The sequence below is a fragment of the Celeribacter neptunius genome (assembly GCF_900113955.1).
Taxonomy (GTDB): Bacteria; Pseudomonadota; Alphaproteobacteria; order Rhodobacterales; family Rhodobacteraceae; genus Celeribacter; species Celeribacter neptunius.
Window position 1 is genome coordinate 1,167,757 of the sequence record NZ_FORH01000001.1, and the last position, 21,198, is coordinate 1,188,954.

Genomic DNA, 21,198 nt, shown 5'->3' on the forward strand with positions numbered 1-21,198 from the left:
AGATACGCGGCAATCGCGCGAGACACAAGGGGTCAGCGAGGGGGCCGCGCGGGGTCAGCGGGGCGTGAACGGGGCGCAACGTCGGGATTGCGGCAATACCGCCGTGCGCGCTCACCGGCCTGTGCCGCAGCCCGCTCGGCCGGCGCCCCCAGCCCGCCCCTATTTCGCCCGCTCCCAGGCCTTGAGCCCCTTTTCGATCCAGTTGAGGGCGAACTGGGCCGGGCCGCGGATGCCCGCCTCCGGCGCATCGGGGCGATCTCGTGCGACATGCGGGTTGCCGATCAGCGTCTCCATCACATGTCTGGCGCGTTTCAGCTGATCCGCGCTCAGCTCCGGCACGGTATTGTGGCTGACATCCGACAACACGGTCTTGTGCACCGCCGAGGCGAGGCTCCAGACCGTCTGATAGCGCAGACCTTCGAGCGTCGGGTGCGCCGCGATCCGGGCGACGCAATCGATCAGCGCGTCGAAACTGCTGATGTCGCGCCGTTCGCGCAGCATCTCGGCGGCGACAAAGATATCCTCCGCCGAGGCCCCGGGTTTCAGCCCCTCGCGTACCGGGGCAAGATCGTTCAGCCCGCGCGCCGCGTGATGCGCCTGCTGACGCACATCCCGGAGCACATCCGGCCCGGCATGGGCATCGAAGCGGTTATAGAAACTCGACAGGCGCAGGTTCTCCGCCTCGAGCTCATCGACATGCGCCTGCGTGGTCTCGAGCTGTTCCTCGACCTGGCGCAGCTTGATCTCGAACTCGCCGATCTTGGCACTTTCGACATCGCGCGACAGGGCCGAGAGCGTGTCAGGGTGGCGGATCAGCCAGATCACCCCGGCCCCGAGCAACAGCACCCAGAGCGGAACATAGTCCATGAAAAGCTTCAGATATTGAAAAAAAGCGTCATCATCCATTGCGAGCCCCGGCGCGCTGTCATCGACCACGAAAGCCTAGCACAGAATCGCGTCATTTCCCAATTTCGTCGGGCCCAATTCCGTCAGGCGCAATTCCGTCGGGCCCAATCTCTGCGGGCGCAATCTCCTGGCCAGACCGGCCCGGCGCGTTACGGCTCATCACTTTGATGTGTTCCCCGCGCGAGGCCGTTGCACAAGCTCGCCCTGTCGGGAGACATACCGGCATGCGCGAACAAGAGCTGCAATTTACCCGCCTGACCGAGATTGCCCCCGAGGCGATCACCGCACATATGTCGGAACCTTTCGTGGCGCGGCACATGCCCCTGCTCAAAGGCCGGTGGACCGAGCGGACCACGCGCGACTGGGTTGCCGCGAAAGAGGCGCATTGGCAGGCCCGCGGGCTCGGCCACTGGGGCTTTCTCGCGGAAGGCAGCTATGTCGGCTGGGGCGGGTTCGAACGCGAGGGCGAGGATTGGGATTTCGGGCTGGTGCTGACGCCCGCGGCGCGCGGGCTCGGCCAAAAGATCACCGCCAAGGCGCTGGACTTCGCCCGCAATGACCCGCGCATCGACAGCGTCACATTCCTGTTGCCGCCGACGCGCCGGCATTTCGGCGCGCTGACCCGCCTGGGCGCACGCCGCGACGGCGAGGCCACGCATGGCGAGGAAACCTTCCTCAGGTTCCGCCTCGATCTGACCGGACCGTCGGCAGCCCCGGGCGCTCAGTAATCCTTGCCGGCGAAGCGATGCGGCAGATCCATCGCCGCCGCGTCACCGATGAACCGTGCCCAGACCCCACCCGGTCGCCAGACACTGTCCATCAAGGTGAAAGCCTCCGCCGGATTGCCACCCCGCCCTTCCTTCGCATAGCGATAGAAAAATGCCGTGACCCTTGCGTTGAAAATGCAATGCACATGAAGCACCTCGCCGGCGCCTTGCTCGATCACCTAGCAAAACCGGTCGAAATCCTGCTCCGTCGGGGCCTCGAAAGCGACCGGAATATTGGTGTAGCGCATCCCCGCCTCTTCGACGAGCTGCGCTTCCCCTGCAAGCGCCGAGGCCTGATCCGGCAACGCGAGGTTGAGCACATGGCTGACACCTGATGCGGCAAGCGCAGAGATCTGTGCCCGGTCCGGCTGACCGGACAGGGTGATATGCGCGCTCCAAAGCCGCCAATTCAGAATATCCTGAGGTTCCGCCACTTCCCTGTCCTTCGCGCCCGCCACACCACCACATGAGCCGATTGCCCGGGCGGGTTCAAGACGAACCCGATCGCAACCGCGCCAGCTCGGCCTCGAGCGCGGCGATCTTGGCCTCTTGCTCGGCCAGAACCTCTGCCACCCGCTCCGCGTCGACGAGCTGCGGGATATGGCGCGGGCAGTTCACGTCCCAGGCCCGAACCGTCAGCACGATCCCGCGCGCCGCCCGGCCGCCATCGGGCCGCAACCCGTCGAGCTCGGCGGCCTCGCCCTCGATCACCCGCGCCTCGCCCCAGATCTTGATCCGGCGCCGCCGTTCGTAATCGATCAGGAACAGGAAGGCCGCGGGGTTTTCCGACAGGTTGCCCAGGGTGATATATTGCTGATTGCCCTCGAGATCGGCAAAGGCGACGGTCCGATCATCGAGCACCCTGAGAAACCCCGCCGGGCCGCCGCGATGCTGGATATAGGGCTGGCCATTCGCCCCGGCCGTGCCGAGAAACACGCTGGTGCGCGCGGCGATGAACCCCTCGGCCCAGGGGCTGAGCCGGTCGGGCCAGGGCCGCTCCCGTACCAGCTCTGCATAGGTCTCGCGCGAGCCCATGCGGCTCTGAACGCGCTTCACCGCATCGGAAAAGGCGATATCGCTGGGGGTCGGTTCGTCACGCACAGGCCACCTCACAACCCGAGATCGCTGAGACCGGGATGGTCGTCCGGGCGCCGCCCCTGCGGCCAATGGAACAGGCGGTCTTCTTGGGCGATCTTCAGATCGTTGATCGAGGCGATGCGGCGTTCCATCAGCCCTTCGGCGTTGAATTGCCAGTTCTCATTGCCATAGGCGCGAAACCATTGCCCGGCCGCGTCCCGCCATTCATAGGCAAAGCGCACGGCGATGCGATTTTCGGTATAGGCCCAGAGCTCCTTGATCAGGCGATAGTCGCGCTCGCGCTGCCATTTCGCGGTGAGAAACGTCACGATTGCCTCGCGCCCCAGCAAGAACTCGGAGCGGTTGCGCCAGAGCGAGTCGACCGTGTAGGCCAGCGCGACCTTCTCGGCATCGCGGCTGTTCCAGCCATCTTCGGCCAGCCGGACCTTTTCGGCGGCGCTCTCACGGGTGAACGGGGGACAGGGCGGACGGGTCATGGAATTCTCCGGAATTGAAAGAAAAAGCGGCGGGAAGCGTGAGGGGGATTGCGCTTCCCGCCAGAGATGCAGCTCTGCGTATCAGGAGCCAGACAGGGGTGCAGAGCTGCCAGGGACTTCGAGAGAGGCTCAGGCCGCCGCTTCGCGACGCACCGGCACGACCGGGAAATCGATATCGGTCTTGGCCGCCTCGTTGAGGTAATTGGTCAGCACATTGAGCGCGACATGCAGCACGATCTCGAGGATCTGATCGGGCTCGTAGCCGGCCTCCGTGAGGCTCTTGAACGCCGCATCGGACACCCGACCGCGGGTCTCGGCCACGGCGACGGCAAATCGCACCGCCACATCGGCCTTGGCATCGAGCGAGGTGCCGTCGCGGTTGGCGGCCATCTCCTCGGCGCTCAGCCCGGCCAGATGCGTGCCGATATAGCTATGCGCCGACAGGCAATAGCTGCAGCCATTGACCTGGGCGATGGCCAGCGCGATCCGCTCGCGCGTCTGCGCCGGAAGCCGGCCCTTGCCCAATGCGCCGGAGAGGCCGAGATAGCCTTCGAGCGCCGCCGGGCTGTTGGCGATGAGGCGGAACATATTGGGGACGGAGCCGAGCTGGCTCTGCACCGCTTCAAGAAGCGGACGGGCGGCCTCGGGTGCCTCTGCAATGCTGGCTGGGGTATGAATGCGCGACATGTTTCTGTTTCCTTCTGCGTGCGGGGGGACTGCTGAGCGCCCCGCGTTTCCTTGTGACAGACAGATAGAGACTTCCACATTCATTCAGTATACCATCACATCTAGAACCAGCCTTCCGGATTTTGGAAATATGACCGATCGTTTCGACGCCATGACCCTGTTTGCCGCCGCGGCCGAGGCCGGCTCGCTTTCCGGCGCCGCCCGGGCACGCGGCATTCCGCTGGCCACGGTCAGCCGCAAGATCTCCGATCTCGAACAGCATCTCGGCACCACCTTGTTTCAACGCGGCGCGCGCGGGCTGAGCCTCACCGACGCCGGGCAGAGCTATCTCACCGCCACACGGCAGATCCTCGACGATCTGCAACAGGCCGAGGACAGCGCCCGCGGCGCCTATTCGGCCCCGCGCGGGAGCCTCACCATCACCACGCCGATCGTCTTCGGACGGCTGCATATGGTGCCGGTGATCTCGGAGTTTCTCGGCGCCTTCCCCGAGGTCGATATCAGGCTGGTGCAGACCGACCAGCCGGTGAACCTGTTCGAGGACCGGATCGATCTGGCGCTGCGGATCGGCAATCTGCCGGACAGCAGCCTGATCGCGCGCCGTCTTGGCGCTCTGCGGCTGATCACCTGTGCCAGCCCGGAGTATTTGGCGCAGCGCGGCACACCCGAGACGCCGGAGGATCTGGCCGGCCATTGCTGCATCACCTTCGGCGATCTGATGTCGCCGGAGCGCTGGCGTTTCGGCACGACCAAGGACAGCCCGACGGTCGCGATCACCACCCGGCTCACCGTCAACACGGCGGAGGCGGCGCTGGACGCCGCGCGCTGTCGGCTGGGGATCACCCGGGTGCTGTCCTATCAGGCCGCTGAGGGCATTCGCGCCGGCGAACTGACCCGGCTGTTGCGGCGCTACGAACCCGATCCCTGGCCGGTGCACCTGCTCTATCCGAACCACGGCATCGTGCCGCAGAAACTCCGGGCCTTTCTCGATTTCGCCACGCCACGGCTGACCCAGCGCCTGCAGGCCCTGCCGATTTGAACTGCGCCGGTTTGAATCCGAGCAACACACTGCGCGCAAACCTTTGGCATTCCTGCCGGAGTGCCGTAGACTTGCCAAAGCTGGCCCGCTTAACGGACCGGTAAAGAAAATTGGTTAACGAATTCAAGACCCCGCCGGGCACCCCGCCCCAAAGCCTGAAGAGCACCGACCGCGACATGCAGCATTCCCCGCGCCGCCCGACCCTTTCCCGCCGCCTCCGCCTCATCGGCGTGTTCTGCGCGGTCGGCGGCCTCATGGCCGGTTGCATGGCACCGCCGCAACAGACGGCAAGCTCGGCCCGGGCCGCCCCGGTGACGCTCGATCTGCCACCGATGAAACTCTTTGACGACCGCCCGGCGCAGCCGAGCCGGCGCAGCAATGCCTCGATCGCCCGGGATTTTCTCGACCTGTCCTTTGCGCTGGAGACCGGCGCGCAGCTCGACCGCTTCACCCGCTTCGAAGGCCCGATCACCCTGCGCGTCACCGGCGAGCGCATTCCCGCCTCGCTCAATCACGATCTCGGCCGCCTGCTGGCCCGGTTTGAGACAGAGGCCGGCATCGACATCACCCGGGTTTCCCCCTCTGAGCAGGCTTCGATCACCATCGAGACGGTCACCCATCAGGAGCTCGCCCGCCGCGCGCCCAACACCGCCTGTATCGTGGTGCCGAATATTTCCGGCTGGGAGGAGTTCAAACGCGCCCGCCGTGCCGAGCTGAGCTGGACCCAGGTCGAGACCCGCGAAAAACTGTCGATCTTCATCCCGGAAAATGTCGCGCCGCAGGAGATCCGCGATTGCCTGCACGAGGAACTGGCCCAGGCGCTGGGGCCCCTGAACGACCTCTACCGTCTGGCCGACACGGTGTTCAACGACGACAATATCCACTCGGTGCTGACGCCCTTCGACATGCTGGTGCTGCGCGCCACCTATGACCCGGCGCTGCGGTCCGGGATGCGCCGCGCCGACGTGGCCGCCGCCCTGCCCGGCATTCTCGACCGGATCCACCCGGCCGGGCGCGGTGGCGCCTCCGAAAGCGTGCGCCCGACGCCGCGACTCTGGGGGGACGCGGTGCTCACCGCCATGGATGAGGGCAATCTCGCGCTGCGCCACCGCGCCGCGGCCACCGCCGTCGCCATTGCGCAGGATCAGGGCTGGACGGACGCCCGCGCCGGGTTTTCCTGGTTTCTCCTGGGCCGTCTGGCCGTCGCCTCGGACCGGGCCGAGGCGCATTTTGCCCTGAACGAGGCCTATCGCCTCTACAGCGCCAGTCCCGAGACCCGCTTTCACGCCGCCCATGTGGCGATGCAGCTTGCCGCGCTCGCGCTCTCCGAAGGTCAGAACGAGGAGGCCTACCGGTTCTCCTCCGGCGCCATCGATGCCGCGCGCGACGCGGAAAACGCCGCGCTTCTGGCGTCCCTCATGCTGACCGAGGCCGAGGCGCTTTCGAAATTGGGGCGGGTGAGCGAGGCACAGTCGCTTCGGCTCGACAGTCTCGGCTGGGCACGTTATGGCTTTGGCTCGGATGAAGAGGTCCGGGCCCGGGCGGCCGAGATCACCGCGCTGGCGCGCTAGGGGATCGTGAGGGTGCCCACCCGGCCACAGGAGGGGCTGCCCCGCACAGGGGACGGCGCCACGAGGGAGAGACTATGATCGGGTTGGTTCTGACCTTTCTGGGCGGTATTTGGGGCTGGCGACTGGCCGCAAAGCGCAATGGCAACCGCGCCGACAAGCTGCAATACATGGTGGTCTACGGGTTGATTTTCGGCCTCGTCGGCTTGTTCCTCGGCGTGCTCGTGGACCGGATGGTGTAACGCCAGAGATGATCTGGCCCGGAGGCTCCGATGTTCCTGCCCTTCTTCGAGAATTTGCGACAGGATGGCGTGCCGGTCTCGCTGCGCGAATTTCTGGCCTTTCTCGAAGCGATGCAGGCGGGTCTCGCCACCTATGACATCGAAGGTTTCTATGTCCTCGCCCGCGCCACCATGGTCAAGGACGAGCGTCATCTCGACCGGTTCGACCGGTCCTTTTCCCGGACATTCAAAGGGCTTGAAGAGATCTCTTCGGAGGCTGTCTTCGAAGCGCTCGCGCTGCCCGAAGACTGGCTGCGCAAGGAGATGGAAAAGCATCTCAGCCCGGAGGAAATGGCCGAGATCAAGGCCATGGGCGGGTTCGATAAGCTGATCGAAACGCTGAAAAAACGGCTCGAGGAACAGAAAGGCCGGCATCAGGGCGGCAACAAATGGATCGGCACCGGCGGCACATCGCCCTTCGGCGCCTATGGCTACAATCCCGAGGGCGTGCGGATCGGCCAGGACAAGTCGCGTCATCGACGCGCCGTAAAAGTCTGGGACAAGCGCGAATTCCGCAATCTCGACGACACGGTCGAACTGGGCACCCGCAATATCAAACTGGCGATGAAACGGCTCAGGAAATGGGCGCGCTCGGGGGCACATGAAGAGCTCGACCTCGACGGCACGATCCGCTCCACCGCCGAACATGGCTATCTCGATGTCCAGACCCGGCCCGAGCGCCATAATGCGGTGAAAGTGCTGATGTTCTTCGACGTCGGCGGCTCGATGGACGATCATATCAAAGTGGTCGAGGAACTGTTCTCGGCGGCACGATCAGAGTTCAAACATCTGGAATATTACTATTTCCACAATTGCCTCTATGAAGGCGTCTGGCGCGACAATGCCCGGCGCTGGGGCGAAAAGATCCCCACCCATGAAGTGATGAACACCTATGGCAAGGATTACAAAGTGATCTTTGTCGGCGACGCCTCGATGTCGCCCTATGAGATCGCCATCCCGGGGGGCGCCAGCGAGCATTGGAACGAAGAGGCCGGACAGGTCTGGCTTGCCCGCGCCCGCGCCAACTGGCCGGAGCATCTCTGGCTCAACCCCGTGCCGGAGAGCCATTGGACCTACACGCAATCCATCGCCATGATCCGCGAGATTTTCGAGGATCGCATGGTGCCGATGACGCTCGAGGGGTTGGAGCGCGGCATGAAGATCCTGGGCAAATAGCTGCCCGCAATCGTCCGGCCAATCCGCTCAGACCGCGACAGAAAATTCACGCTTTTGCGTTAAAGTCCACGTGAGCCAGATTTCGAAGAGACCATGATCAAAAGCCTGAAACGCCTCTGGGCCGCCGCCCCTGTCGCCACCGCGATCCTTTTGGTCGCCACGCTGTTCATGGCCGGGTTCGGGCTTCGCCTGGCGCTGCATGCCTGGCTCTGGCGCGCGCATCCGCCGCGCGAAGAGATGCTCGCCCCCTGGATGACCCCCGGCTTTGTCGCGCACAACTGGCACCTGCCGCGCGAAGTGATGATCGAGGGGCTCGCCCTGCCCGAGGCGCCGCCCAAGAAACGCATGTCGCTGAAAGAGATCGCCGATGAGATGGGCATCCCGGAAGCGGAGCTGATGCAGCGGGTACAGGATACGATCGACAGCTATCGCGCCGCGCACCCGCCCCCCCTGACCGGCGAACCCATGACCGGCGCGGAAGGGCGGCACGATGAGTGAGAGCATTTTCAATGCCGTCACCGCCTATGGCGTCTGGGGTGTCGTGATCTCGGCTTTTCTCTCCTGCCTCCTGGTGCCGATCCCGACCTCGCTGATGATGCTGGCCGCCGGCGCGCTGGCCGCCGCCGGAGATCTCGCGCCCTTGCCGCTGATTGCCGGGGCCTTCACGGGCGCGGTGCTGGGCGATCAGGCGGGTTACGCGCTCGGACGACGGGCCGGACCGCCAGTGCTCGCCTGGCTCAACCGCTCTGCGACCCGGCGCAAGGTGATCTCACGGGCGGAAAAGATGGTCGATGCCCATGGCGGCATGGGCGTGTTCTTCTCCACCTGGCTGTTCGCGCCCCTGGGGCCCTATGTGAACATCGTCTCGGGGGCGACGCGCCTCTCATGGCTGCGGTTCAGCCTGGCCGATATCGCCGGTGAAGCCATCTGGGTGAATGCCTATGTCTGGATCGGCTATGCCTTTGCCGCCAATATTGCCGAAATTTCACAGATGATGAGCGACATCATCGGCATTCTGGTGGCCGGCGCCGTGGGGCTGGCCGCTCTCTCTTGGGCCATTGCTGCGCTTCGGGCACAACGCGCCCTGACCGTGCCGGCCATGTCCCCTGCGCAGTCCTCTTCCCTGACCTCCGAGACGGTGAAGGCACAGGATGCGCTGGCCGAGTAGATTGCCTCTTACAACCGCGCGAAATACCCCCATATTCACATCATGTTGAAATTCACACCGCTCCTTCTCGCCCTGATCTGGGGCCTCGCCATGTACCGGTTTTCCGCCTGGCGCACGCTGCGCGAACTGGAAGCCCGCTCGAGCGAGCTGGCCGACCCGAAGCTCACCCGCGTCTTTGCCCGGCTGGCCGAGGCGTTGGATCTGCCGCGGGTGCGGGTGTTTCTCTACGAGGTCGAGCCGGTGAACGGGCTCGCCGCGCCCGATGGCAAGGTCTATATCACCCGTGGGTTCTACGAGAAATTCCGTCAGGGCCAGATCAGCGACGATGAAATGGCCTCGGTGATCGCACATGAGCTGGGCCATGTGGCGCTTGGCCATTCGAAACGCCGGATGATCGATTTCTCCGGCCAGAACGCGCTGCGCACCGCGCTCGCCATGGTGCTGTCGCGCTTCCTGCCCGGGATCGGCGCCTATCTCGCCGGTTGGCTGACCAATATGCTCGCCGCAAAACTGTCGCGCAATGATGAATACGAGGCCGATGCCTATGCCACCGCGCTTTTGATCAAGGCCGGGATCGGCACCGCGCCGCAGAAATCCCTGTTCGAGAAACTGCCGCATCTGACCGGGGCGCATGGCGCCTCGATGCCGGCCTGGCTGATGAGTCACCCGAAGACCGAGGAGCGGATCAGGGCGATCGAGGCGAATGAAGCAAAGTGGGGCTGAGATGGGCATGAGGTGACCCGCCGCGCTGGCTTTCGGGCCGCCGCCCATGCCCGACGCAAAGCCGACGAAAGTCCGACGGAAATCAGACAGCGCTGGCGAGCGCCTTGCCCAATTTCGGCAACCGCGCCTTTTTCATCAGCCGCCGCGTGTCCCAGGCCTCGCCGGAAAGACGTTCCGCCTCTTGCCGAACGGCTTCCACCACCGCACCAACCTGATCCGGATGATCCGACCAGAGCCGCCAGAGAAACCCGTCCGGGTCCCAGCGCTCCAACCCTTCCTCAGAGAGAACATGGCGGGGAAAATCCTGCGCATTCATCGTCACGATCGCCTCGGCACCACCGGCGATGGCAGCCGCCAGAACATGGATGTCGTTTTCGTCTTTCAGATAAAGACGCGCCTCCAAGCCCTTGTGTTCCTTGACTTCTGCCTTCGGAAAGGCGGCGCGGGTCAGCGCCACTTCGCTGCGGGCCTGCGCCTCGCCGGCGGGGCCGAGCTTGCGTGCCGCGCGGGCCCATTCCTCGAGGATGCGCGCCGACCACAGGGGCGTGTAGAGGCCGCGTTTTGCGACGCCCAGAAGCACTTCGCGCATCACCGTCGGATAGAGCACGCAGGCATCGAGCAGGATCTTCACGAGCCAGCCCTCACGAGACGATCCGGTAGAACAGCGCCTTCAGGTAGCCGCTCTCGGCCAATTGCGGCATCAACGGATGATCCGCCCCGGCGAACCCGGTGTGAATGAGCTGCGCCGAGCGGCCCAAATGGCCCACGCCCCGCCCGATGCCGCGGTTGCAGGCGCCGCGAAACTTGTCGAGATCGGCAGCATGCGAACAGGAACAAAGCCCGAGATAGCCGCCCTCGCGCACCAGCGGCGCGGCCATGCGGGCGACACGTTCATAGGCGCGCAGGCCCTTTTCCAAGGCTGGTTTCGACGGCGCGAAAGCCGGTGGATCACAGATCACCACATCGAAGCTCTCGCCCTCTTCCGCCAAAGCGGCCAGAACGTCGAACGCATCGCCCTTGCGGGTGGCGAAGGCGTCAGACTTGCCCATGGCCGCGGCGCCTTTTTCGGCCAGCTCGAGCGCGGCGGCGGAACTGTCCACCGACAGAGCACTCTCCGCCCCACCGGCCAGCGAAGCCAGCGCAAAACCACCGACATGGGAAAAGACATCGAGCACTTTCTTGCCCTTGACCAGACGCTGCGCGAAACCGTGGTTCGGGCGCTGGTCATAGAACAACCCGGTCTTCTGCCCGCCCATGAGATCGGCCATGTAAGTGGCACCATTCATCGGCACCGGGATCAGCCCCTCAACGGCACCGGAGAGAATTTCCGTTGTTTCCTCAAGCCCCTCGAGCCCGCGGGCCCGGCCCGTGCCGTTCATCACCACGGTGGTGACGCCGGTGACGGTGCGCAGAGCCTCGACCAGTGGTTCGATCAGAATATCCGCCCAAGCGGCATTGGGCTGGACCACCGCGGTGTCGCCGAACCGGTCGATCACCACCCCCGGCAGCCCGTCGGCCTCGGCATGGATCAGCCGGTAGAAAGGCGCCTCATAGAGCGTCTCGCGATGCGCCAGCGCCGCGGCGAATTTGGCCGCAAACCAGGCCTCATCGATCTGCGCCGCCGCGTCACGGTCGAGCACCCGGGCAAAGATGCGCGAATTCGGGTTCACCGCCACCAAAGCGAGGAAATTCCGCTCGGCGTCTTCAAGCCGCGCAATCGTCCCCGGGGCGATGGATTTGGTGCGGCGATCAATCACCAGCTCGTTGTCATAGACCCAGGGCGCACCATGGCGGATCGCCCGGGCATTGGCCTTGGGTTTGAGACGGATGGTCGGGGCCGCTTCGGGCGAGGAAAAAGAGGGCTGCGTCATGGCAGCCCTCTTACCCCTCTTTACCCCGTATAGAAAGGGGCATCACACCGCGCTCAGAGCATCGCCTGAACACGCGCGATTTCGCCTCCGCGGTATCACCGTGGCGCAAAGACACGCGACGGGAATCCTCAGGGGCGTCTGATCAGCGGTATCTGCAATATGGATTTCATGACGGCCTCCGGACTCCCGTCCCTCACAGACAATGGTCACGGAACAACATGGCCGAAATAGGAAAATCCCGGAGCCGTCTCCGGGATTTTCAGAATGTGTAAAGGATGTTCCGGCCGTCAGGCCAGTTTCCCGTCAGGCCAGTTTCGCCCTGCGCGACCCGAAGACGCGGGCGCGCATCCATTGGCCGCCGGCACGCACCATGTCGCGCACGAATTCAGCGCGCATCTTGTGAGCGTTGGCTTCGATGGCCTGGGTGTTGATGTGGCTCGTGGGTGTATAAGACATAGGATCACCTGTTCTAGTCTGTGGCCTTCCCCCTGTTTCTCGCCGATCGAATGTGCCGGACGGGGTCGAGGCCAGATGCGTTGATCCTCCCGATGCGTTGAAAATAGATCAAAACCGCTGACCTAACGAGTGCCGAATGCGAAGACCTGCTATGCAATTGCAGCAAAACGGCGAAACCGCGCCCTCAAAGACTTGCAGACTGCGCCTCCACGACGCAGTCTGTTATAACTCATATTCAGAATTTGTTGCTTTGCTGCCCCGCAGCACCATGGACAGCGACGGAGAAAGATGCTAAGTTAGCGCTAACGGAGCATTTGCAGCCCGTCCCCATCGCCACATCCCCCTCCCGGAGGCTTCGCCGGAGATCTTCAGAGGAATTTGTTGCGATGCCAAAGCCATGAGAAACGCTTAGAAAACAAAGGCCAGACATGTCCCTGAACAGCCAGCTCGCGCCCCGGATCGCAGAGGTCACCGCCCGCATCATCGCCCGTTCGAAACCAACCCGCGAGGCCTATCTCGCGCGGATGAATGAGGCGGCGGATCAGGGCCCGGCGCGGGCGCATCTGTCCTGTGGCAATCAGGCCCATGCCTATGCCGCCATGGGCGAGGACAAGCTGGTGCTGGCCGACGGGCACGCCCCCAATATCGGCATCGTCACCGCCTATAACGACATGCTCTCGGCGCATAAACCCTATGAACATTACCCGGAGATCGTCCGGGATGTGGCTCGTGCGCAGGGCGCCACGGCACAGGTCGCGGGCGGGGTCCCGGCGATGTGCGACGGGGTCACCCAGGGTCAGACCGGCATGGAGCTGTCGCTGTTCTCGCGCGACACGATCGCGCTCTCGGCCTCGATCGCCATGTCGCACAATTGTTTCGACGCCGCGCTTTACATGGGGATCTGTGACAAGATCGTGCCCGGGCTGATCATGGCCGCCGCCGCCTATGGCCATGTGCCGACCGTCTTTGTCCCCGCCGGTCCGATGACCTCCGGCATCACCAATGACGAGAAGGCCAAGGTGCGTCAGAAGTTTGCCACCGGCGAAATTACCCGCCGCGAGCTGATGGACAGCGAGATGAAGGCCTATCACGGTCAGGGCACCTGTACCTTCTACGGCACGGCCAATTCGAACCAGATGCTGATGGAGGTCATGGGGCTGCACCTGCCCGGCGCCTCCTTTGTCAATCCGGGCACCGATCTGCGCGACGCGCTGACCCGCGAGGCGGCGAAACGCGCGCTGCAGATCACCGCTCAGGGCAATGATTACACGCCGGTGGGCGAAATTCTCGACGAGAAGGCTTTCGTCAATGGCATCGTCGGGCTGATGGCCACGGGCGGCTCGACCAATCTGGTCCTGCACCTGCCGGCGATGGCGCGCGCCGCCGGGATCATCCTCGATCTCGAGGATTTCTCCGAGATCTCCGACGTGGTGCCGCTTCTGGCCAAGGTCTACCCGAACGGGCTTGCCGATGTGAACCATTTCCACGCCGCCGGCGGGCTGTCCTATCTGATCGGCGAGCTGCTCGACGCAGGATTGCTGCACGAGGATGTGAAAACCGTCGCCGGCGCGGGGCTTTCGCTCTACACCAGCGAGCCGAAACTGCGCGATGGCGTCCTGACGTTTGAGCAGCCGGAGCGTGAGAGCGTCAATGACAAGATCCTGCGCCCCGCCTCCGACCCGTTCCAGAAAAGCGGTGGCCTCAAGGAGCTCAAGGGCAATCTCGGCCGCGGGGTGATGAAGGTTTCCGCCGTCAAACCCGAACATCACGTGGTCGAGGCGAAAGCCCGGATCTTCCACGACCAGCATGATGTGAAGACCGCTTTCCAGAATGGCGAGTTTACCGAAGACACCGTGGTCGTGGTACGTTTTCAGGGCCCGCGCGCCAATGGCATGCCGGAGCTGCATTCGATGACGCCCACCTTGGCGGTGCTACAGGATCGCGGGCTCAAGGTGGCGCTGGTCACCGACGGGCGGATGTCCGGCGCGTCGGGCAAGGTGCCGGCCTGTATCCATGTTTCGCCCGAGGCGGTGACCGGCGGGCCGATCGCCAAGCTCCGTGACGGCGACATGGTGCGGGTCAACGCGGTGACCGGGGAGCTGGACGTTCTCGAAGAGGGCTTTGACGCCCGCGAGCCGGTGATGATCGATCTCTCGGCCAACAGGTTCGGCATGGGCCGCGAGCTGTTCGAGACCTTCCGCCAGAATGCAGGTCCCGCCACCGAAGGGGCGTGCTCTCTGATCTGAGCCCACGCCCCCACGGCTCCCGATTTCTAAAGCTCCAATCGGATCAGCGGAAAGGGCAAGCCATTGTCATCCATCTCCCGCCGCCCGGTCTCGCGAAAGCCGAGCCGGGCATAGAAGGCCCGCGCGCCCGGATTGGCGGTGTAAACCTCCAGCGCGAGATGGGATTTGAGTGATCGGGCATGGGCGATGAGCGCCCGCCCGACCCCCTGCCCCTGCGCCTCGGGCGCCACGAACAAGCCGCCGATGAAGGCGCCCTGCCCGCCCTCCGAACGCTCCCGCACCTCGTCGGGCAAAAGCCCGATGAAGCCGAGCGGTGTCGCGCCCCTCAGCGCCACCCAAGTCTCGGCCTGCGGCAGGTAGATGTCCGCCACCTGGCGTTGCTGTTCATCAAGCTGCTCTGGGGTGAAAAACGGATGAGCCCGCTCGGAGGCCTGTCGCCAAATCCGCGACAAGGCGGCATTATCCTCCGCCTGATACCGGCGGAGCGTCAAATTTATCTTTGTCATGAGAAACCTCGGTCAAAAGCGCATATGCGCATAGAAAATCCTGCACCCTGCCATGCTGGCGACGGGCACGTGAAAAGCCTTTGAAGGCGATCCTGATCTTCTGCGCATAAAGCTCCTTTTTCCGACAGGACCGAGCCTAGTCCTGCGACCGGCGGGGCACAAGCCCCACCGCCCCGATCCGGGGCGATGGGAAGCCCGGGTCAGACCAGCTCGGACAGGGAAGCCGGGTTGAAGCCGGTGAGCTCGCCAAGGGCGCCGCGTTTGACCTTTTCGGCCCAGAGCGGATCGGACAGCAACGCACGGCCGACGGCGATCAGATCGAATTCCTCGGCCTCCATCCGTTTCACCAGATTGTCCAGCGGCGTCACCTGCGAGCTCTCGCCGCCGAAAGCCGCGAGGAATTCGCCAGACAGGCCGACGGAGCCGACGGAAATCGTCGGCTGACCGGTGATCTTCTTGGCCCAGCCGGCGAAGTTCAGCCCCTCCTCACCGTCGATCTCCGGGAATTCCGGTTCCCAGAAACGGCGCTGCGAGCAATGCAGAATATCGACCCCGGCGTCGACGAGCGGCGTGAGCCAGCGCTCCATTTCCGCCGGGTCTTTCGCCAGTTTCACCGCGTAATCCTGTTGTTTCCATTGCGACAGGCGCAAGAGGATCGGGAAATCGGGACCGACGGCGGCCCGCACCGCCTTGATCACCTCGACGGCGAAGCGCGAACGTTCCTCAATGGTTTCACCGCCCCAGCCATCGTCGCGCAGGTTGGTGCCCTGCCAGAAGAACTGATCGATCAGATAGCCATGCGCGCCGTGCAGCTCGGCCACGTCGAACCCGAGATCCCTGGCGGCCTTGGCGGCCTGGGCAAAGGCGGCGATCGTCGCCTCGATATCGGCCTCCGACATGGTCGCACCGCGCGGCGTCTCCGGCGCCAGAAGCCCAGACGGGCTCTCGACCGGCGCGTCGGGTTCCCAGTCTCCGCCCCGGGTCGACCCGGTGTGCCAGATCTGCGGCCCCATCTTGCCACCGGCGGCATGGACCGCATCGATCACGCGTTTCCAACCCGACAGCGCCTCACCGCCGTGGAAGAACGGAATCCCCGGCAGGTTGCGCGAGGCGGGCCGGTCGATCACCGTGCCCTCGGAGAGGATCAGCCCGACCTCATGTTCGGCGCGGCGGGTGTAATAGCTCGTATTGCGCGGGCCGGGAATGCCCTCGGCCGCCATGCCGCGCGTCATCGGCGCCATGACAATGCGGTTCTTGAGGCTGAGAGATTTATGGGAAAAGGGGCGAAACAAGGCCCCGGCCTGTCCTGTCATAGGAAGCTCCATCAGAATTCTGTATTTCGGTGCATCTATGGTGGCGCAAACAAAGGTCAAGCGCCGCAGAGCAGCATTGACAAAAACGCCTGCCCTGCGCTCCCTTTGAAAGACCCGCCCTTCGATCGCGGCCCAATCGCCTCCCGGGGCCGGAACTTGGGCTTTATTCTCTGCGCATTTAGCGCTAACAGTTACCTCGACAGCCCAGAGCGCTCGACAACCCAAAGTACAGCCCACAGCAAAGGACCTTGCCATGACCCCGCAGGAAGCCAGTCTGAAAACCGCAGAAGTCTGCGGCCTCGCCCCCGTTGTCCCCGTGCTCGTGGTGAAGGACGTGGCGCATGCCCGGCCGCTGGCCGAGGCGCTGGTCGCCGGCGGTCTGCCGGCGCTTGAAGTTACGCTGCGCACCCCGGTGGCGCTCGATGTGATCCGGGAAATGGCCAAGGTCGAGGGCGGCATCGTCGGCGCCGGCACGCTCCTGACCCCGTCGGATGTCTCCGAAGCCAAGGCCGCAGGCGCGCAATTCGGGGTCTCCCCCGGCGCCACCGACACGCTTTTGAATGCCTGCGAGACCGAGGACCTGCCGCTTCTGGCCGGGACCTCGACCGCCTCCGATGTGATGCGCCTGCTCGAGCGCGGCTACACGGTGGCGAAATTCTTCCCCGCCGAAGCCAATGGCGGCGCGCCGGCGCTCAAGGCCATTGGCGCACCGCTGCCGCAGATGAAGTTCTGCCCGACCGGCGGTGTGTCTCTGAAAAACGCAGGCGACTACCTGTCGCTGTCCAACACGCTCTGCGTTGGAGGCTCCTGGGTCGCCCCCGCGGATCTCGTGGAGAAAGGCGATTGGAAAGCCATCGAGGAGCTGGCGCGCGAAGCCGCGGCCCTGCCCCGCTGAGGGCGGACCGCACGGCGTTCGGGGCGCTATTGCCCCCCCCGGGTACGGAGAAATGGCGAACCCGGCGTCAGGCCCTGTTGCGGCGCAAGCGGGTCACGCCGCTCTGGCGTTCCTCCTTCCACCACCCGTCATCCGCCGCGCCCGACGCGCTCGCGGAGGTCAATGGCGCCACCGCGCGCCGCCCATCTAGGCTGGTGCTGCCCGGCGCCATGGCCCCGACCTGCATCGCCGCCAGTCGACGTTCACGTTCGGCATAATCCGAGTGGCTCTGCTCCCAATGCGACCAGAGCATCGCAGACCGGGTGCCCGAGCGGCAATAGGCCATGATCGGCTTCGGCATGGCCTCGATCGCCTCCGCGAAAGCTGCGTGATCGGCGGGTTCCGCCCCGGTCAGCTGGATCGGGAGATAGACCGTCTGAATGCCATGTTCCTGTGCCAGCCGTGCGATTTCATCGAAGCCAGGCTGATCGTCGCCCTCCCCATCGGGGCGATTGCAAATAATTGTTTTGTAACCTCTTTCCGCCACCTTTCCGATCTTTCCAGTCTCCATCTGGTTGGCGATTGTCAGCATACCGTTTAACCGTTTGATCCTCATGAGAGTATCCTTTTGACCATGTGCGATTTTGAAAATTTATTTTTTCGCAGAGCCTCCGCCTGAAAGGTGAACAGAAGCTAAACCTGATCTGGTCAAACATTGACAATTCGAAACAAGTCAAGGGAATGCGCACAAAAGCAGCACTTCCTCAACAAAAACTGCACAGCCATGTCGCGCACAGTTTGGCGCCGCATCCCCGACATTGCCCGGGTCTTGCTGCCGGTCGGCCCCGAGCCGTGCCTCAGCCTAGACCGGAGCGGCGGGCACGCGAACCGCCGCGACGCCCGGCCGGGCCGGACAGCTTCCCCAGCCCCTCTTCGAGCACCACGGTCATCGGATGGCCCGGCACCGCCACCCCGGCATAGAGCGCCAGAAGCCGGCGGATCGCGATCTGGGGCGCGAGCGCGGGATCGATCTTGATCGCCCAGTCGAGAAAGATCGACCGCGCCTCGGAGAGCGTAATGCCCTCGATCCGGTAGGATTCGCGAATGAGCCCGCCCGGGTCGAGCGCCTCATCCACCTGCGGATGCATTTCTTGCTGCATATCTTGCGGCATATCTTTCTGGGCCATCTCGCGCCTTTCCTGTCTTTCGTCCCCCGATTACGCCGCGGGTACCGGGCGTTCAAGCAGATGCGTCAGGATCTCGGCCGCCGCCTCGGCGCTGGTGCGCAATTCCTCGGAGAGCGCCGAGAGGCTCACCGAGGCGTTGGAGCGCAACAGGAACGCCTGCCCGCCGGAGCCGATCGCACCGGGGTCGAGCTTTTGCCCGCTCAAAAGGCGCGCCGCCGATTGCAACCGCCACATCAGCCGATAGGTCTCGACCAGACGCGCATATTCCGCCTCTGTGAACCAGCCGGAGGCGCGCCCGGCGCCGAGCTGGGCATAGATATCCTGCTCGGAACTGCCGGCGGTGAGCGCCGCCGCCTCGGCCACCAGCTCGATATCCATCATCCGGCCCGGGCCGTTTTTCGGGTCCCAATCGGAGCCGGGCTTGGCCTCGGCCAGCCGCGCCCGCATTTCGGCGGTTTCCTTGCGCACCTGTGCCTCCTCCTTGGGACCGGCGATCAGGTCACTGCGGAAATCGCCGACCGCCTGCATCAGGTCCCTCTCGCCGGCGATCGCCCGGCCACGGGTCATCGCCAGATGCTCCCAGACCCAGGCCTCCTGCATCTGATAGGACATGAAGCTCTCGAACGAGGTGGCCACCGGCCCCTGTTTGCCCGAGGGTCTGAGCCGCATATCGACCTCATAGAGCCGCCCTTCGGCGGTCTGCGTGGTGATGGCGGTGATCAGCGCCTGGGTAAAACGGGCGTAATAGGTCCGCGATTGCAAAGGCTTGCGCCCTTCGGACATGTCCACGCCGGCGGCATCGTAGATCACGATCATATCGAGATCCGAGGCCGCGGTGAGACGCCCCGCCCCCAGCGAGCCCATACCCAGCACCATTGCGCCCCGCCCCGGTGGCGGGCCGTGTTTGCGGGAGAACTCCGTCACCACCTGCGGATAGAGCGCGGCCATGCAGGCGGCGGCGATGTCGCAATATTGCGCCCCCGCCTCATCCGCGGTGATCAGATCGCGCAGCTGATGCACGCCGACGCGGAAATGCCATTCCTTGGCCCAGCGGCGACAGGTGTCGAGCTGCGCCTCATAGTCACCGGCCTCCTGGAACAAGCCACAGAGCTCGCGGGTCAGCCCCTCGCGCCCCGGCCAGTCGGAGAAGAACGCGCCGCCGATCACCGCATCGAGCACCTTGGCGTTGCGCGACAGGTATTGCGCCAGATGCGGCGCGGTAGAGACGATGTCGAGGATCAGATCGATGAGCTGCGGATTGGCCTCGAACAGCGCGAAAAGCTGTACCCCCGCCGGCAGCCCCTTGAGGAAGCCATCGAGATGGCCCAGAGCCTCGCCCGGCTTGTCGAGTTTCTGAATGCGTGACAGGAGCTCGGGCTTCAGGCGCTGGAATATCTCCTGTGCCCGCGCGGTGCGCAGACAGGGATAGGTCGACCAGCGCGCTGTAACCTCGAGCTGTTCCGGCGGCAAATCCGGGCTCGGCGGTGCCTCGCCCGGGGCAAAGAAATCCTCGGTCAACTCGTTGACGCGGGTACAGCGCGCGGCGATCTCGGCGCGCATCTCTTCGGTGGATTTGCCCATCAGCGCGGCCAGACGATCAAACTCCTCCGGCGCCGTCGGCAGGCTGTGGGTCTGCTGATCGCGCAGCATCTGCAACCGGTGCTCGACCTCGCGATGGGCGACGTAATCCCGACTCAGGATCTCGGCGGTCTCCTGCTCGACCCAGCCCTTGTCCGCCAGCATGGCCAAGGCCGGCACCGTGCCGCGCAACCGCAGATCCGCATCACGCCCGCCGGCGATGAGCTGGCGCGTCTGGGCAAAGAATTCGATCTCGCGAATGCCGCCAAGCCCGAGCTTCATATTATGACCTTCGAGCTTCAACGCGCCGCCCAGGCCCTTGTGCGCGCGGATTTTCAGCCGCATGTCATGGGTCTCGCGAATGGCGTTGAAATCGAGATGCTTGCGCCAGACGAACGGCGTCAGCGAAGTGAGAAACCGTGCCCCCGCCTCGGTGTCGCCGGCGCAGGCCCGGGCCTTGATATAGGCGGCGCGTTCCCAGGTCCGCCCGACGCTCTCGTAATAGCGTTCGGCAGCATCCATGGAGAAACACACCGGCGTCACCGAAGGATCGGGCCGGAGCCGCAGATCGGTGCGGAAGACATAGCCATCGGCGGTCAGGTCCGACAGGCTGGCCATGGCCTTGCGGGTGGCGCGGATGAAGCCGGCGCGCGCCTCCATCTGATCGATGCCCTCGAAACGGCTTTCGTCGAACAGGCAGATCAGATCGATATCCGAGGAGTAATTCAACTCCCCCGCGCCATGCTTGCCCATGGCCAGCGCGAACATGCCACCGCAGCTCTCGATGTCATCCTCGCTTTGGCCCGGGATCTTGCCCTTGCGGATCTCGCGCGCGACATGGCCGCGGATCGCCACATGGGTGGCCCGGTCGGCCAGAAGCGACAGCGCACCGGTGACCTCTTCGAGCGCCCAGACCCCGGCGAGATCGCAAAGCGCGGAGAGAAGCGCGATACGGCGTTTCGCCTGACGCAGGCCGGCGTCGATCCGATCGGGCGCGAGCGCCTCGATCCGGGTGATCTCGGCGGCGAGCGCCGCCTCGGGATTGTCCAAAGCCTCGGGAAGCCAATCGGGTTCCTTAAGCAAAAGCTCATGCAGGTAGGGCGCGGAGCCTGCCGCGCCGCCGATCACCTCGGTCACCGCTCCGGAGAACCCCGGCAGCGCCTCCAGCGCATCGCGGGCGCGCTCCGGCTCATAGGCACGCGGGCTGCGGGTGATCCGGGTCTCGAATGCGGCCCCGGTCGCGGCATTTGTTACGGCTTCCGTCATGGCTCTCCTCCT

24 protein-coding genes are annotated in these 21,198 nt (G+C 64.6%); 10 read left to right on the forward strand and 14 right to left on the reverse strand.

The window, feature by feature from the left end:
- Window positions 1-159: 159 nt before the first annotated feature.
- Window positions 160-906 (reverse strand): hypothetical protein, encoded by a 747-nt coding sequence (locus tag BM151_RS05710; RefSeq protein ID WP_090058781.1) that lies wholly within the window; start codon window positions 904-906, stop codon window positions 160-162.
- 224 nt (window positions 907-1,130) lie between these two features.
- On the opposite strand from BM151_RS05710, the gene BM151_RS05715 reads away from it, so the two are divergent.
- The gene (locus BM151_RS05715) at window positions 1,131-1,634 is read left to right on the forward strand and encodes a GNAT family N-acetyltransferase (RefSeq protein WP_090058784.1); all 504 of its coding nucleotides are present in this window, start codon (window positions 1,131-1,133) and stop codon (window positions 1,632-1,634) included.
- Here BM151_RS05715 and BM151_RS05720 read toward each other — a convergent pair.
- The 5 genes from BM151_RS05720 to BM151_RS05740 form a co-directional block, all read right to left on the reverse strand.
- On the reverse strand, window positions 1,628-1,852 hold the full coding sequence (locus BM151_RS05720) for a protein-tyrosine phosphatase family protein (protein WP_090058786.1): 225 nt from the start codon (window positions 1,850-1,852) through the stop codon (window positions 1,628-1,630). The two genes, BM151_RS05715 and BM151_RS05720, sit on opposite strands and share 7 nt — an antisense overlap.
- Window positions 1,853-2,107 carry a protein-tyrosine phosphatase family protein gene (locus tag BM151_RS21580; protein ID WP_090058789.1) on the reverse strand — a complete coding sequence of 85 codons (255 nt, stop codon included), beginning with the start codon at window positions 2,105-2,107 and terminating at the stop codon, window positions 1,853-1,855.
- 55 nt (window positions 2,108-2,162) lie between these two features.
- A complete protein-coding gene (locus tag BM151_RS05730; protein ID WP_218151322.1) occupies window positions 2,163-2,774 on the reverse strand; it encodes a pyridoxamine 5'-phosphate oxidase family protein in 612 nt (203 codons plus the stop codon).
- Between the two features lie 8 nt (window positions 2,775-2,782).
- Window positions 2,783-3,247 carry a nuclear transport factor 2 family protein gene (locus tag BM151_RS05735; RefSeq protein WP_090058792.1) on the reverse strand — a complete coding sequence of 155 codons (465 nt, stop codon included), beginning with the start codon at window positions 3,245-3,247 and terminating at the stop codon, window positions 2,783-2,785.
- A 129-nt stretch (window positions 3,248-3,376) separates the two neighbouring features.
- On the reverse strand, window positions 3,377-3,934 hold the full coding sequence (locus BM151_RS05740; RefSeq protein ID WP_090058795.1) for a carboxymuconolactone decarboxylase family protein: 558 nt from the start codon (window positions 3,932-3,934) through the stop codon (window positions 3,377-3,379).
- A 130-nt stretch (window positions 3,935-4,064) separates the two neighbouring features.
- On the opposite strand from BM151_RS05740, the gene BM151_RS05745 reads away from it, so the two are divergent.
- The 7 genes from BM151_RS05745 (at window position 4,065) to BM151_RS05775 (ending at window position 9,889) form a co-directional block, all read left to right on the forward strand.
- Window positions 4,065-4,973, forward strand: coding sequence for a LysR family transcriptional regulator (locus tag BM151_RS05745; protein ID WP_090058798.1), 909 nt, complete (start codon window positions 4,065-4,067; stop codon window positions 4,971-4,973).
- A gap of 266 nt (window positions 4,974-5,239) precedes the next feature.
- Window positions 5,240-6,544: a DUF2927 domain-containing protein gene (locus BM151_RS05750; RefSeq protein WP_245781106.1), complete on the forward strand. Its 1,305-nt coding sequence runs from the start codon at window positions 5,240-5,242 to the stop codon at window positions 6,542-6,544.
- Window positions 6,545-6,618: 74 nt separating this feature from the next.
- Window positions 6,619-6,783: an apolipoprotein acyltransferase gene (locus BM151_RS05755; protein WP_090058801.1), complete on the forward strand. Its 165-nt coding sequence runs from the start codon at window positions 6,619-6,621 to the stop codon at window positions 6,781-6,783.
- A 30-nt stretch (window positions 6,784-6,813) separates the two neighbouring features.
- Window positions 6,814-7,998, forward strand: coding sequence for a vWA domain-containing protein (locus BM151_RS05760; protein WP_090058803.1), 1,185 nt, complete (start codon window positions 6,814-6,816; stop codon window positions 7,996-7,998).
- 93 nt (window positions 7,999-8,091) lie between these two features.
- Window positions 8,092-8,496, forward strand: coding sequence for a hypothetical protein (locus tag BM151_RS05765; protein ID WP_090058805.1), 405 nt, complete (start codon window positions 8,092-8,094; stop codon window positions 8,494-8,496).
- Window positions 8,489-9,166: a DedA family protein gene (locus BM151_RS05770; protein WP_090058808.1), complete on the forward strand. Its 678-nt coding sequence runs from the start codon at window positions 8,489-8,491 to the stop codon at window positions 9,164-9,166. The genes BM151_RS05765 and BM151_RS05770 overlap by 8 nt, the downstream gene beginning before the upstream one ends.
- 42 nt (window positions 9,167-9,208) lie before the next feature.
- A complete protein-coding gene (locus BM151_RS05775) occupies window positions 9,209-9,889 on the forward strand; it encodes a M48 family metallopeptidase (protein WP_090058811.1) in 681 nt (226 codons plus the stop codon).
- Window positions 9,890-9,971: 82 nt separating this feature from the next.
- On the opposite strand, the gene BM151_RS05780 is transcribed toward BM151_RS05775, so the two are convergent.
- From BM151_RS05780 to BM151_RS21585, 3 genes are all read right to left on the reverse strand, one after another.
- Window positions 9,972-10,520: an RSP_2648 family PIN domain-containing protein gene (locus BM151_RS05780; RefSeq protein ID WP_090058813.1), complete on the reverse strand. Its 549-nt coding sequence runs from the start codon at window positions 10,518-10,520 to the stop codon at window positions 9,972-9,974.
- Window positions 10,521-10,530: 10 nt separating this feature from the next.
- Window positions 10,531-11,760, reverse strand: a complete 1,230-nt coding sequence (locus BM151_RS05785; RefSeq protein WP_090058815.1) for an RSP_2647 family RNA methyltransferase — start codon at window positions 11,758-11,760, stop codon at window positions 10,531-10,533.
- A 303-nt stretch (window positions 11,761-12,063) separates the two neighbouring features.
- On the reverse strand, window positions 12,064-12,216 hold the full coding sequence (locus BM151_RS21585) for an RSP_7527 family protein (RefSeq protein ID WP_177213031.1): 153 nt from the start codon (window positions 12,214-12,216) through the stop codon (window positions 12,064-12,066).
- A gap of 428 nt (window positions 12,217-12,644) precedes the next feature.
- Between BM151_RS21585 and edd the strand changes: the two genes are divergently transcribed.
- A complete protein-coding gene (edd, locus tag BM151_RS05790; RefSeq protein WP_090058817.1) occupies window positions 12,645-14,462 on the forward strand; it encodes a phosphogluconate dehydratase in 1,818 nt (605 codons plus the stop codon).
- A gap of 26 nt (window positions 14,463-14,488) precedes the next feature.
- On the opposite strand, the gene BM151_RS05795 is transcribed toward edd, so the two are convergent.
- Window positions 14,489-14,968 (reverse strand): GNAT family N-acetyltransferase, encoded by a 480-nt coding sequence (locus BM151_RS05795; RefSeq protein WP_090058820.1) that lies wholly within the window; start codon window positions 14,966-14,968, stop codon window positions 14,489-14,491.
- A gap of 200 nt (window positions 14,969-15,168) precedes the next feature.
- Complete coding sequence (locus BM151_RS05800) at window positions 15,169-16,281, reverse strand: NADH:flavin oxidoreductase (protein ID WP_090058822.1); 1,113 nt, start codon at window positions 16,279-16,281, stop codon at window positions 15,169-15,171.
- Between the two features lie 253 nt (window positions 16,282-16,534).
- Between BM151_RS05800 and eda the strand changes: the two genes are divergently transcribed.
- Window positions 16,535-17,176, forward strand: coding sequence for a bifunctional 4-hydroxy-2-oxoglutarate aldolase/2-dehydro-3-deoxy-phosphogluconate aldolase (gene eda / locus BM151_RS05805; RefSeq protein ID WP_090058825.1), 642 nt, complete (start codon window positions 16,535-16,537; stop codon window positions 17,174-17,176).
- 67 nt (window positions 17,177-17,243) lie between these two features.
- On the opposite strand, the gene BM151_RS05810 is transcribed toward eda, so the two are convergent.
- The 3 genes from BM151_RS05810 to BM151_RS05820 all read right to left on the reverse strand — a co-directional run bounded on the left by BM151_RS05810 (window position 17,244) and on the right by BM151_RS05820 (window position 21,186).
- Complete coding sequence (locus tag BM151_RS05810) at window positions 17,244-17,747, reverse strand: protein tyrosine phosphatase family protein (RefSeq protein ID WP_177213032.1); 504 nt, start codon at window positions 17,745-17,747, stop codon at window positions 17,244-17,246.
- 265 nt (window positions 17,748-18,012) lie between these two features.
- Window positions 18,013-18,342 carry a hypothetical protein gene (locus BM151_RS05815; RefSeq protein WP_245781107.1) on the reverse strand — a complete coding sequence of 110 codons (330 nt, stop codon included), beginning with the start codon at window positions 18,340-18,342 and terminating at the stop codon, window positions 18,013-18,015.
- Between the two features lie 30 nt (window positions 18,343-18,372).
- Window positions 18,373-21,186 (reverse strand): bifunctional [glutamate--ammonia ligase]-adenylyl-L-tyrosine phosphorylase/[glutamate--ammonia-ligase] adenylyltransferase, encoded by a 2,814-nt coding sequence (locus tag BM151_RS05820; protein ID WP_090058830.1) that lies wholly within the window; start codon window positions 21,184-21,186, stop codon window positions 18,373-18,375.
- Window positions 21,187-21,198: the final 12 nt, after the last annotated feature.

Coding starts and splice junctions, on each gene's coding strand:
- BM151_RS21585 (WP_177213031.1), bottom strand. CDS start 12,216: ATGTCTTATACACCCACGAGCCACATCAACACCCAGGCCATCGAAGCC.
- BM151_RS05735 (WP_090058792.1), bottom strand. CDS start 3,247: ATGACCCGTCCGCCCTGTCCCCCGTTCACCCGTGAGAGCGCCGCCGAA.
- BM151_RS05740 (WP_090058795.1), bottom strand. CDS start 3,934: ATGTCGCGCATTCATACCCCAGCCAGCATTGCAGAGGCACCCGAGGCC.
- BM151_RS05795 (WP_090058820.1), bottom strand. CDS start 14,968: ATGACAAAGATAAATTTGACGCTCCGCCGGTATCAGGCGGAGGATAAT.
- BM151_RS05715 (WP_090058784.1), top strand. CDS start 1,131: ATGCGCGAACAAGAGCTGCAATTTACCCGCCTGACCGAGATTGCCCCC.
- BM151_RS05785 (WP_090058815.1), bottom strand. CDS start 11,760: ATGACGCAGCCCTCTTTTTCCTCGCCCGAAGCGGCCCCGACCATCCGT.
- BM151_RS05760 (WP_090058803.1), top strand. CDS start 6,814: ATGTTCCTGCCCTTCTTCGAGAATTTGCGACAGGATGGCGTGCCGGTC.
- BM151_RS05770 (WP_090058808.1), top strand. CDS start 8,489: ATGAGTGAGAGCATTTTCAATGCCGTCACCGCCTATGGCGTCTGGGGT.
- BM151_RS05755 (WP_090058801.1), top strand. CDS start 6,619: ATGATCGGGTTGGTTCTGACCTTTCTGGGCGGTATTTGGGGCTGGCGA.
- BM151_RS05810 (WP_177213032.1), bottom strand. CDS start 17,747: ATGCTGACAATCGCCAACCAGATGGAGACTGGAAAGATCGGAAAGGTG.
- BM151_RS05765 (WP_090058805.1), top strand. CDS start 8,092: ATGATCAAAAGCCTGAAACGCCTCTGGGCCGCCGCCCCTGTCGCCACC.
- BM151_RS05710 (WP_090058781.1), bottom strand. CDS start 906: ATGGATGATGACGCTTTTTTTCAATATCTGAAGCTTTTCATGGACTAT.
- edd (WP_090058817.1), top strand. CDS start 12,645: ATGTCCCTGAACAGCCAGCTCGCGCCCCGGATCGCAGAGGTCACCGCC.
- BM151_RS05820 (WP_090058830.1), bottom strand. CDS start 21,186: ATGACGGAAGCCGTAACAAATGCCGCGACCGGGGCCGCATTCGAGACC.
- BM151_RS05745 (WP_090058798.1), top strand. CDS start 4,065: ATGACCGATCGTTTCGACGCCATGACCCTGTTTGCCGCCGCGGCCGAG.
- BM151_RS05815 (WP_245781107.1), bottom strand. CDS start 18,342: ATGGCCCAGAAAGATATGCCGCAAGATATGCAGCAAGAAATGCATCCG.
- BM151_RS05800 (WP_090058822.1), bottom strand. CDS start 16,281: ATGACAGGACAGGCCGGGGCCTTGTTTCGCCCCTTTTCCCATAAATCT.
- BM151_RS05750 (WP_245781106.1), top strand. CDS start 5,240: ATGGCACCGCCGCAACAGACGGCAAGCTCGGCCCGGGCCGCCCCGGTG.
- BM151_RS05775 (WP_090058811.1), top strand. CDS start 9,209: ATGTTGAAATTCACACCGCTCCTTCTCGCCCTGATCTGGGGCCTCGCC.
- eda (WP_090058825.1), top strand. CDS start 16,535: ATGACCCCGCAGGAAGCCAGTCTGAAAACCGCAGAAGTCTGCGGCCTC.